Below are 11,628 nucleotides of genomic sequence, written 5' to 3' on the forward strand. Positions count from 1 at the left end.
TTTCTTTGTTTCTAACGTCCCCTCACGGGACAGGAGCCAACATCGTGAACACCATCACCGAACACGAAACCTTTGCCTTGCAAGCTGCGATCCCGGCGAAGGACATGCGACTGGTGCCGCTGACACAGCTGTCCAAGCGCAACGTGCGCAAGATCAGCGGCATGTCCATCACCGAACTGGCTGCGAGCATCCTGCGCGTGGGCCTGCTGCAAAACCTCACCGTCATTCTGTGCGCCGATGGCGAACACTATGAAGTTGCTGCCGGAGGGCGTCGTCTGGCCGCACTGAAACTGCTGGCGAAGAAGAAACGTATCGCCAAGGACTACCAAGTCCATGCCTGCTCGTGCCGGATGCCTCGGCGCGTACCGCCAGCCTCACCGAGAACGTGCAACGCGAAGCCATGCATCCGGCGGATCAGTTCGAAGCCTTTGCGGCGCCGATTGATGAAGGCCGTCCTATTGAGGACATCGCCGCCGATTTCGGTGTCACGCCATTGGTGGTGCAACGGCGTTTGAAGTTGGCAAACGTGTCATCACGCCTGATGGCCGACTACCGAGCCGATGCTGTGAGCCTCGATCAATTGATGGCGCTGGCGATCACCGATGACCCTGCGGCGCAGGAGGCCGCGTTCTACGATGCGCCGTACTGGCAGCGCAGTCCGAGCGCGTTGCGGGAGCGGTTGGGGGCGTCGGCATAGCGGCCTCGGATGAGGGCAGGCGATGGCAATACACGCCGCTTGAAATTGCTGTCGACGTAGTAGCGGATCTTCTTGGCACGAATCGGCGCCTGACCCGAGACCATGACGACTTCGTCGGTCACGGGAAGCTGCATCACTTCGCCGGGCGTCAGCAGCGGGCGCGCGGTTTCCTGGCGTGAAACCATCAGATGACCAAGCCACGGCGAGAGTCGATGGCCGGCATAGTTGCGCTGCGCACGCAGCTCGGTGGCTGTTCCGAGCGTCTCCGAGATGCGCTTTGCGGTGCGCTCGTCATTGGTGGCGAACGTGATGCGCACGTGGCAGTTGCCGAGAATCGAATGATTCTGGCCATAGGCCTTGTCGATCTGATTCAGGGACTGCGCGATCAGGAAGGCCAGCAGACCGTAGCCGGCCATTAAGGCGAGGGCGGATTCGAAGAAATCCAGCCGTCCCAACGCAGGAAATTCGTCGAGCATCAACAGCAGCTTGTGCCGGCGTGCCACACCGTCACTGCCATCCAGCGACTCGGTCAGTCGGCGACCGACCTGGTTAAGGATCAGCCGAATCAAGGGTTTGGTCCGGCTGATGTCCGACGGCGGCACGACCAGATACAGGGAGACCGGGTGGTCGGCGGAAATCAGATCCGCGATACGCCAGTCGCAGCGCGACGTGACTTCCGCGACGATGGGGTCGCGGTACAGGCCGAGGAACGACACGGCCGTGGACAGCACGCCGGAGCGTTCGTTGTCGGACTTGTTGAGAACTTCGCGCGCCGCCGAGGCCACGACTGGATGTGGCGTTTTACCCAGGTGGTTTGTCGTCATCATCCGATGCAGCGTGACCTCAAAGGGGCACGATGGGTCGGATAGGAAATTCGCGACACCGCGCAGCGTCTTATCTTGCACGGCATAGAGCACGTGGAGGATCGCACCGACTAGGAGCGCGTGCGAGGTTTTCTCCCAGTGGTTACGGCGCTCCAGCGCGCCCTCTGGATCTACCAGGATGTCAGCGATGTTCTGCACATCTCGCACTTCGTGCATGCCGCGCCGCACTTCGAGCAGTGGGTTGTAAGCCGCGGAACGTGCATCGGTCGGGTTGAACAGCAGACAGTGGGAGAAGCGGGCGCGCCAACCGGCTGTGAGAGTCCAGTTTTCTCCCCTGATGTCGTGGATCACGGCCGAGGCCTGCCACGACAGCAGTGTGGGGACGACGAGGCCGACACCCTTGCCCGAACGGGTCGGCGCGAAGGCCAGGACATGTTCCGGGCCGCTGTGACGGAGGTAGTGTTGCTTGTGCAGACCGAGGAAGACCCCGGTGGGACCGGTCAGGCCGGCTTTGCGGATCTCGATCGCGTCAGCCCAGCGCGCAGATCCGTAGTTTGTGACCAGCCGGGATTGACGTGAACGCCATACCGACATGCCGATGGGGACGATCGCAGCGGCCAGGCCGCTTGCACCAGCGATGGCCCCGCCATGCGCAAAGATGCTGGGTGCGTAGGCGTCGTAGGCGAGCCACCATTCGAACAGGCGCCAGGGGTGGTAGATGGGCGTGCCGAAAGCATCGAACCACGGTGTACCGAGGCGTAGCTGATAGCCCAAGCTGGCGGCGGTCCATTGTGTGGCACTTCACACACCGGCGATCACGATGCCAATGACTGCCACCACTTGGCCGAACAGCACGCCCGATACCTGCACGTTGACCCCCTCTTGAACGTCGCGCGGGCAAAGGTGCGCCGCAGACGTGAAGATGACGGGTCAGTCAAGCAGGGTCAAAGACGAAAATCGGCGTAAATTGGACTTAAGGCAACTGCATGTGGGCTCAGGCGAAATAAATCGCAAGAGCACATGGAGAGGGTAACTTGCGCGTAGAGTGTTTTCGATAAAAAAATAAATAGTTTAGGTTATTAGGTGTCGGACGCAAGGCCCTGCAAATATGTCGAAAACTCTTCAGGCGTTGTCATGATCCTAGTCCCATACAATTGATCCAACCGAATCTGCGGCGCGACAACGACGTTGCGGGTAGCTCGATCTAAGAGCAGGGCGTCGCAGTAACCAATAGCCTGTCCGACTTGAGCGTGGTCCGGCAGGTCGTTGTCGCGTAATTTTTGTGTGCGCATCCAGCGAATCTGTGCGTGGATGGCCGCATATGTAAAGAGTGAGGGCAATTGCAATCTGCCTTCTACAGTCTGCAATGCCTCAACCACCCATGCAATCACAGCTTGGGTTTCGAGTTCTTCATCTGGTGATTCGGCTAAAAAACTTGAAAGTCCAGAAGCGGCTAGTTTTCTGGCTATATGAGGACGGACAGAAGTATGAGTCAATCTACTTGCGAATCGGGCTGCCCCAATGCACTCCGATTCCAACAGCGCGTTGAACGTTTTTATTTCGCCGCGGTGGGCTTCATTGTCGGAATTAAGGCGAGCGACGGTTGCGGTGAGGCTTTCTGTTGGCGTGTGGCCTAAATTTTTGATGAATTTACTGATGGGTGTATTCCAGACCTCATTAAAGCAAGCTTCAAAGAGAGGAAATTGTTCCGGTAGGCTGAATTTCATGTCTAGCAACCGATCTCGCATAAATGTGAGGCAGGTTCTCGTCCAGACAGATAGATCTCTCTCAGGAGATCCAGTTTTTATGCGGGCTTGACGGTCGACCTCAATAATGATTTGTTCGTCCGGGGCGCAAAACCCTATCCCAAGGCTTAGCTCGTCCAGAAGATTTGCAGTGGCTTCGCGAGTGTAGTCGTCAGATTGCTTTAATACTTCACTTACTGTAGTGAAACTGACAGGGCAGAAAATTTGCTGAAAGGCTGTGAGCTGACGAAGTAGTTCCAGAACCGGCAACCATGTCGCGCACGTGGGGTCACCAAACGCCGCTTGACGTAGATGTACCCATCCCTTTGTGTCCAGAAAGATCGCCTTTTTCGCCGTTAACTGGACTGAAAGTTCTTGGTGTCGCTGATGAAAGTACTCATTCAGAAGTTCGGCGTTGGAGAGCGTCATTTTCTAGGGACTCAAAGTTGGCGTCGTTGTGGCGTGAGAACGCCTAAGGTTGATCATCCTGTCCGCCTTGCCTCTGTTCTAGCGCGACCTCGTCGGATCAATCCGCGATCCATCGGGCTAAGCAGCGCGGGATCATAGCTTTTCGTTACATTTGCGGCTAGTATGCCGGCATCGGCTAAAACCGGATCACTCTCGTGCGATAACCATCACAGATAGGTTGTTGTGCCTTTAAAATTTCGTCGGTGGATCAAGCCTAGCCAAATTCTAGAAGACGAAGTCGTGGTTTGGGTCGATGTCGTCAAGGCTGACGAAATGTGGCGGCGCACCGATCCTGGTTGTTATGTTGGCCCCGGTGGTACAGGTCAAGCAACTGATGATCGGTATCAGAGAATCGGAATGGAATTTTCCTCCAACGCATTTATGGAAATGCCTCTTATGAGCATAGATGGAGCCATCCTCGGATTCACAGATGGCCGCCACCGTTTCGCTTGGTGCCGAGACCACGGTGATTGCTGTCTACCCGTTATCACGCCGGCGGAAACCGCGGAAGAACTGGTCGCCTTTGTTGGTGCGGCATGCTGTGGTGGGAGCATAAGAGCGTGATTTAGCTCGTTGCGCTTGGCGAGGAAGAAGCTACTCTGGAAGGCTCGTATTCATAATGAGGCCGATGGCATCCACCTATCACGGTATCTTGGAAAATGACAAATATACAAATTGCTTGGGAAGGTCTTGCGAATGCGATGCGTCTTTACACCGAGAGCAAGTTTAGATTCCAAGAGTTGCTGAAGGTCGATCGAGAGGAAGCCATCAATAACATGGATCGAGCATTTGAAGCGAAGCTTGAAAAATTCCATGCCCTATACGACGTGACAAAAAAGCTTGCGGGTTTCGGCTATTTTGGACACGGGGATACGTCACTTGTAGTCGTACTTCGGAATGCGCTCCATCATCGAGATCACTCGCTGTTTGTAAGTTGGAACGCGCGTATCGGACTGGATGATGGTGCGCGCAGACTCGCCGGTGCCGAGTTTCTACTTGCAAGCGTGACGCCGGAGGCGCAAGAAACCACAACCCGCTTCTACTTTCTCCTTTACGACTTCTACGCTTGCCTCGCAAACCCACGAATCCAGAACCCTGCTGCGCTACGGGCTTTATGGGATATTGAGTTGCAGTTCGCGAGAATGACGCAGGAAGCAGCCGAGCATGGCTACCCTGAAAGCCAAGTGTATGTTGACGTCATGCCAGCCTTTATGGCGGCGGTTCGTAGAGTCTGCGGTTGGCTGGAGGCCAGTGGTTTTCAGCCGCGCGGCTTCGATGGAGACACCTACTTCGAACACTTTCGAAACCTGACGCTTCCTGAGGAATTCGGGTACAAGCGGCTGCGCCTCCCAGCCTGAAGTGTCGGCGCATAAGCTGTGACGGGCGACACACTGCAGGATAGGCCGACTCAAACACGGTTCTCCGGTATCCTTGATGCCGGTTGGCAATGGTGTTGAAAAGGTTGTCGCCCCGTAAATTGCCCAATCTCCCGCGCCAGCAAAAGATGTGCAGTTTTGACGGTAAAAGCGACGGTAAGACGCTACGTTGATCACAGCCAATCCCTTTAACCATGCGGGTTTGCGGGACCTGTTGATGATTGAGTGGGAGGTGCCGTGCGAGTCGAGACGACCCCAACAATGATGCGTAAAAGCAACTTAAATGATGAGCGTCTAGGAGGGGGTACAAAAGGGGGTACAAAGGCTTTTTCGAATCGACCGATGCCAGTATCCATGCGGGGTGCAGTCCATCTTTCGATCGGTTTCACACCACCAATAAAACGTCAAAGGGCGTCCGGTTTCATCACCGGACGCCCTTTTTCATTGGGGAAAACAGGGGGCGGCCTGCAACGCGGGGAAAGCGTGGCATCCCCCTCGGGCAGGATCTGGCGCCCCGGCAGCCGCGCCCGAGCCTCTTCGCCCTCAGCCCGCTTCTGCTGGCCGCGCGTGGCGCGTCAAACTTGCGGCAGTCTCTTGAAGAACCAGCTGCCGATCCGGGTCATCGCTCGCATATGGGCTTGAAAGCAGTTGAGCCATCAGTTGATCGAAGTGATGCCTGACCCTTTCCGGGGCGGGGTGTGCCATGTACATCGCGCGCAGCATCGACACGATCGCGCTGATCCGCGCGTCAAATACTTCGGATTCGCCGATGCGCCCTGCCGCCTCAGAAGCGATCCATTGATCTTCTAGGGTCATGTTGATGCCACCGTTCGCGGCCCTGATGCCTGTGAACCGGCGCTGGTCTGTTGTCGCTTTTGGCGCAGATCGGGCAACCAGTGATCAGTAAAATTAGAACAAAGGAACTACATTTTAGTTCAGCTGGGGCAGGGATTTCAGCCTGTTGTAAATACCACCAAAGCTATAAATTTGCCCTCGATTGATACGAAATGCATCACATCTGATGCCAATGCAAGTACGATCCTGCTGTGAGAAGCATCACACTCGAGGTCATGAATGAACCACTTGCTGGGCAAAGAGGCGGCTGTAGCGATGTTCCGGGAGCTCCTGCATGAAGCGGAATTCGGTTCGCTGAACTGCGTGGCGCTCCGCATCTTTCGCTCGGATGGTGCTGCGGAAGATTTCGTGGTTGGAGGAACGGCGCAACAACAGGCCGGAGCTTCGGTCGAGCCGCAGCGCGAGTTGGCTCAACGATGACGCAAGCTGCTGCCGCGAAGCGCCGGGGCTTCGCGCGGGCCACAATTTCCAGATAGATCAACGGGTTGGCGCCGCACGCTCCAACCCGTTTTCACTGTTTGCTCTGGTCCGGTGTTGTCAGCCGCGCCGGGCCGCCTCGATCGCGGCGATGTCGATCTTTTTCATCTCCATCATCGCGTCGAACGCGCGCTTGGCTGCCGCGGGATCGGGGTCGGCAATAGCGGCAATCAGGACGCGGGGCGTGATCTGCCATGACAGTCCCCACTTGTCCTTGCACCATCCGCACGCGCTTTCCTGCCCGCCGTTTCCGACAATCGCATTCCACAGCCGGTCGGTCTCGGCCTGGTCGTCGGTCGCCACCTGAAATGAAAAGGCCTCGTTGTGCTTGAACGCAGGTCCGCCGTTCAGTCCAAGGCAAGGAATGCCCATCACGGTGAATTCGACCGTCAGGATATCGCCTTGCTTGCCCGAGGGATTGTCACCGGGAGCCCGGAGGACCGTGCCCACCGCACTGTCGGGAAAGGTTTCGGCGTAGAACTTGGCGGCATCCAGCGCGGTGCCGTCATACCAGAGGCAAATCGTGTTTTTGCTGACCATCTTGGTTCTCCTGGGTTGGGGAAAGATCGATGCGACGACGGTCTTCGTCGCATCGGCGGTAGGCACCGGACCATACGCAAGTACAGATCCGATTGCCAGCGGCGCAACTGTTGGCCGCTTTGAGTGACGCCCGCTGGATGGCTGCTGGCGTCGCGAGGAAAAGGCCATTGCTATCATCGAAAAATGCGGCCCGGAACAACCGCCCTCGCGAAGGAAACCATGTGCGGCTCAAGCTGAGAACCAAGACGGCACTGCTGGTCACCTCGCTGGTGCTCGCGCTTGTTGGTGCAACGGAGTGGTGGCAGTACCGCAACCTGTCCGGCGAATATCTCAACCTGATGCGCGACCAGCAGCAGGCCCTGACCGATAGCGCCGCGGCCGATCTCGACTACAAGCTGGGCGTTCACCTCGCCGCCCTGGAGCGCGCGGCCCGGGAGATCGGCGCGCGCGGCTTCGACGACCCTGAAGCGCGGCAGCGCTTTCTCAAGGACCGCGACTTGCTCGCGATGTTCGATAATGCCGCGCTCGCCGGCCCGGACGGCGCCATCGTCGCCATCAACCCGCCTGCCGACCACCCTCCGAACATTGCCGACCGCGACTACTTCCGGCAGGTGCGCGACCTGAGGCAGCCCACCATTTCGGCGCCGCTGCTCACCAAGGACAGCAAACAGCCTGCCGTGGTCATGGCCGTTCCCGTCGACGCACCCGACGGCCGGCTCATCGGCGTACTGGGAGCGGCGTTGAACCTGCAGCGCGCCAACGTGCTCGGCGACATGAGCCGAGCCACCATCGGCCGCGGCGGCTACTACGTGATCGTCACACGCGATGCGTCTCCGCGCGTGGTCATGCATCACGATGCGAGCCTGCTGCTCAAGCCTGCGAGCGCGATGGTGGTCGCATCCGCCGACGACACCGGCAACGACCTGGCGACGCGTGCCATTGTGCGCAGTGCCGACTGGGACCTGCGCCTCGTCGTGCCGGCGGAAATTGCCTACGCACCGCTGGAGCAGGCGAAGCGAAGCCTGCTGCTGCAACTGCTGTGGCTGGGCCTGGGCTGCGCGTTTCTCGTGTGGATGGGTACGTCGTGGGCAATGCGGCCGCTCGATGCGCTCACCAATGCGATTCGCACCTTGCGGCAATCGCCGGACAGCCAGGTCAAGCTCGATGTCGTCGCCACCGACGAGCGCGGCGACCTGGCCCGTGAGTTCGACGCGCTCATGGCCGAGCTGCGCGAGCAGCGGCTCGAGGTGGCCGCGGTCACCGACGCATCGCCGGTGGGATTGTTCCGCTCCGACACCGAAGGCCGCGCGACTTATGTGAACGACGAGTACCTTGCGATCCACGGCCTGGAGCGGAAAGACGCCGCGCTGGGTTGGCTCACGCTGGTGCGCGAAGACATCCGGGAGAAGGTTCTCAAGGAATGGATTCGCCTCGTGAATACGCCCGAACCGTTCAGCGCCACGCGCCGGCTCCACCGCAAGGATGGAACCCGGGTGCTGGTGGCACTGAGAAGCCGCCCCGTGATTGTCGGAGGCCGCGTGCTCGGCCACGTCGGAACGGTGACGGACATCACCGAGCGCACCCGGGCCGAGCAGGCCCTTCGCACGCTCACCGCCGTATTCGACATGACGACCGATTACATCGTGCAGATGGATGCGGCGGGGCGGCTCATCTACATGAACCCGGCCGCGCGCCGCCGCACCGGACTGCGTCTCGACGCGCCGATCGAGCAGCTGAGCGTGAACGACTTCAATCCTCCCAAGACGATCGAACGGTTCAGGTCGGAAGTGGTGCCTGTTGCCGTCGGCAAAGGCATCTGGGTGGGCGAGTCGATGGTGTGGGACGACCAGCGCGAGGAGTTTCCGGTCAGCCACATGGTGATTGCGCACCGCGACAAGCACGGCAAGGTGGAGTACTTCTCGGGCCTGATGCGCGACATCTCGGCGGCCAAGGCGGCCGAGCAAGCGCTGCGCGAGAGCGAACACCGCCTGCGCATGGTGACCGACCACCTGCCCGCGCTGATCTCGTACCTCGACTGGGATCTGCGCTTCCGGTTCGTCAACAAGGCCTACCAGGACTGGTTCGGTGTCGAGCCCGAACAGCTGATCGGCCGCAGCATGCGCGAGTTCTACGGCGACGAGGCCTGGGCCCAGATGGAGCCGCATCTGCGCGCTGCGCTGGCGGGGCGCCAGGTGACCTACGAGCGGAGGGTGGAGGGCCCCGGCGGGCGCCGCGACATCCAGGCCACGCTGGTTCCGGAGCGCAACGAACAGGGCCGGGTGATGGGCCTCTACACGCTGGACAGCGACATCACCGCGCACCACGAGGCGGAAGAAGCCCTCCAGGAGAGCGAAGCCCGCCTTCGCACGGTGGCCGATGCGCTGCCCATGCGCGTCGCCTATATCGATGCGGACGAGCGCTACCGGTTCAACAACCTCGCCTACGAGCGCGAATTCGGGCTCTCGCGGGACCAGATCCAGGGGCACACCGTGCAAGAGCTCCTGGGCGGTGCGGCCTACGAATCGGTAAAGCCTCACATCCGCGCCGCGCTGGCGGGAGAGGTGGTCACCTTCCAGAGCGAAGACACGCAGAGCGACAGCTACAACTGCTACGAGGCCCAGTACATTCCGCAGCCGGCGGCCAATGCCGACACCATCGTCGGCTTCCATGCGGTCATCACCGACATCACGCGCCAGAAGCTCGAGGAGAAGCGCCTGGTCAACCTGGCGCAGATCGATCCGCTCACCGGCCTTGCCAACCGCGCGGGCTTCGAAGCGCGCCTGGCCGAGGCCATGGACCGCAGCCGCGGCGCCGGTGCGCTGATGGCGCTGATGTACCTGGACATCGACGGTTTCAAGCAGATCAACGACCAGTTCGGCCACCAGGCCGGCGACGAGCTGCTGAAGGGGTTCTCGAACAGGCTGTCGCAGGGCCTGCGTTCCAGCGACGTTCGCGCGCGCCTCGGCGGCGACGAGTTCACGGTGATCATGGAAGGCCTGCCCAATGCGGACATCGCCCTTTCCACTGCCGCGAAGCTTGTCGCGACCATGCAGGCGCCGTTTGCCCTGGAGTCGCAGTTGACCATCAGCATCACCGCGAGCATCGGGCTGGCGTTCTACCAGGGCGGCGATGCAACTGCCGCCACGCTGGTCAGGCGCGCGGACGAAATGCTCTACCAGGCCAAGAGGTCCGGCCGCAACAACGTCAAGGCGGCGCTCCTGCCGGTGGAAAACAGCGTGTAGCTCCATGTCGAGCGCTGAGGACGAGCCCTTGTCTCACTTATCCCGCTTAGCCCGCCGGCTGTAGCCGCGGCTGCTTGCCGGCGTGGTCCGTGCGAAGGAAGGTGAGTGCGATGAGCACCGCGCCAAGTCCCACGGCCATCGAGCCGATGTACATCCAGGCGTAGCTGCCGTAGCGGTCGAAGAGCCAGCCGCCCAGCACCGGGCCGAGCGCCATGCCCAGGCTGGACAGCATCGACGCCGCGCCCAGCACGGTGCCCAGGATCCGGGCGCCGAAGTAGTCGCGCGCCAGCACCGCATAGAGCGGCATCACGCCGCCATAGGCGAGGCCGAAAACAATGGCCACGGCATAAAAGCCGCCCAGCTGGTTGACCAGCAGGTAGCTGGCGGCGGCAAAGGCCTGGATCAGCAGCCCGGCAACGAGCACCCGCTTGGCGCCCAGCCGGTCTGCCAGCACGCCGAAGAGCAGGCGCCCTCCCAGCCCGGCCGCGCCTTCCATGCTGTAGATGGTGACGGCCGCGAAGGTGGGAAGGCCGCAGCCGATCGCATAACTGACCGTGTGGAAGATCGGCCCCGAATGCGCCGCGCAGCAGGCAAAGAACGTGATCCCGAGCACGAGGAATGCGCGCGAGCGAAGCGCCTGCCCCACCTTCATTTCCGGCGCCGGTGCTGCGCCTCCGGCAGGCGAAGCGGAAGCGGCTGCGGGCGCCGCGCGAATGAGCCAGACCGCAGGCAGCAGCACGACCCACGCGCCGATGCCGATGATCAGCTGCGCCATGCGCCAGTCGTAGTGCGTCACCAGCCACGCAGCTAGCGGAGAGATGGTCATCGGCGCAACGCCCATGCCGGCCGAGACGAGCGACACCGCCAGGCTGCGATGCCTGTCGAACCACGATGCGGTGGTTGCAATCACCGGCGCGAAGAAGCTGCCGGCGGCAATGCCCATCATCACTCCGTAGAAAAGCTGAAACTGGAGCAAGGTCGACGCACGGCTCGCCAGCACCGTCGAGAGCCCCAGCAGCACCGTGCCCGCCAGCACCACCACGCGCGGGCCGTAGCGGTCGCTCAGCGCGCCCCAGCCGAAGCCGGCCACGCCCATGCTCAGGAAGGCCAGCGTCATGGCGCTTGAAATGCCTGCCCGCGACCAGCCGGTGGCCGCGCTCATCGGCTCCAGGAAAACCGCCAGCGAGAACAGCACGCCAATGGCCACGCAGGTCATCAGCGCGCCGGCGGCAACAATGGACCAGTTCGAATCGAGCGCGTCGGCCGGGCGCGCGGAGGCACGGATGTTCATCGTCTTGCTCCGGAAGAAGTATGGATACAGTGAACCAATTGGTTGACTATAACGGCATTTCTTTTTTGCGCACGCTCCCGGCGCCGGCGCAATGCAGCGGTGAGCTGCGCGGT

7 protein-coding genes and 2 pseudogenes are annotated in these 11,628 nt (G+C 60.7%); 4 read left to right on the forward strand and 5 right to left on the reverse strand.

Translation table 11 applies throughout. From position 1 onward, the window contains the following. Positions 1–104 precede the first annotated feature (104 nt). A pseudogene (locus M0765_RS19680) lies at positions 105–682 on the forward strand (ParB/RepB/Spo0J family partition protein); the annotation flags it as partial. Here M0765_RS19680 and M0765_RS19685 read toward each other — a convergent pair. Both M0765_RS19685 and M0765_RS19690 read right to left on the reverse strand, forming a co-directional pair. Beyond that, positions 682–2,391 (reverse strand): annotated as a pseudogene (locus tag M0765_RS19685) (conjugal transfer protein TraG); the annotation flags it as partial. The pseudogenes M0765_RS19680 and M0765_RS19685 overlap by 1 nt on opposite strands. A gap of 209 nt (positions 2,392–2,600) precedes the next feature. Continuing rightward, positions 2,601–3,695, reverse strand: a complete 1,095-nt coding sequence (locus tag M0765_RS19690) for a hypothetical protein (protein ID WP_258505501.1) — start codon at positions 3,693–3,695, stop codon at positions 2,601–2,603. A gap of 698 nt (positions 3,696–4,393) precedes the next feature. Here M0765_RS19690 and M0765_RS19695 point away from each other — a divergent pair. Then, positions 4,394–5,092, forward strand: coding sequence for a hypothetical protein (locus M0765_RS19695; RefSeq protein WP_258505502.1), 699 nt, complete (start codon positions 4,394–4,396; stop codon positions 5,090–5,092). A gap of 561 nt (positions 5,093–5,653) precedes the next feature. On the opposite strand, the gene M0765_RS19700 is transcribed toward M0765_RS19695, so the two are convergent. Next, a complete protein-coding gene (locus M0765_RS19700; RefSeq protein WP_258505504.1) occupies positions 5,654–5,926 on the reverse strand; it encodes a hypothetical protein in 273 nt (90 codons plus the stop codon). Between the two features lie 258 nt (positions 5,927–6,184). Between M0765_RS19700 and M0765_RS19705 the strand changes: the two genes are divergently transcribed. After that, entirely contained in the window at positions 6,185–6,385 is a 201-nt protein-coding gene (locus M0765_RS19705; RefSeq protein WP_258505505.1) for a hypothetical protein, read from the forward strand. Between the two features lie 117 nt (positions 6,386–6,502). Here M0765_RS19705 and M0765_RS19710 read toward each other — a convergent pair whose 3' ends face one another. After that, positions 6,503–6,982, reverse strand: coding sequence for a VOC family protein (locus M0765_RS19710; RefSeq protein ID WP_258505506.1), 480 nt, complete (start codon positions 6,980–6,982; stop codon positions 6,503–6,505). A gap of 221 nt (positions 6,983–7,203) precedes the next feature. On the opposite strand from M0765_RS19710, the gene M0765_RS19715 reads away from it, so the two are divergent. Further along, positions 7,204–10,224, forward strand: coding sequence for a PAS domain-containing protein (locus tag M0765_RS19715; RefSeq protein WP_258505507.1), 3,021 nt, complete (start codon positions 7,204–7,206; stop codon positions 10,222–10,224). Between the two features lie 46 nt (positions 10,225–10,270). Here M0765_RS19715 and M0765_RS19720 read toward each other — a convergent pair whose 3' ends face one another. Beyond that, on the reverse strand, positions 10,271–11,515 hold the full coding sequence (locus M0765_RS19720; protein ID WP_258505508.1) for an MFS transporter: 1,245 nt from the start codon (positions 11,513–11,515) through the stop codon (positions 10,271–10,273). Positions 11,516–11,628 lie beyond the last annotated feature (113 nt).

Origin of the sequence: Variovorax sp. S12S4 (genome assembly GCF_023195515.1) — a bacterium.
In the GTDB taxonomy this organism is placed as follows: domain Bacteria; phylum Pseudomonadota; class Gammaproteobacteria; order Burkholderiales; family Burkholderiaceae_C; genus Variovorax.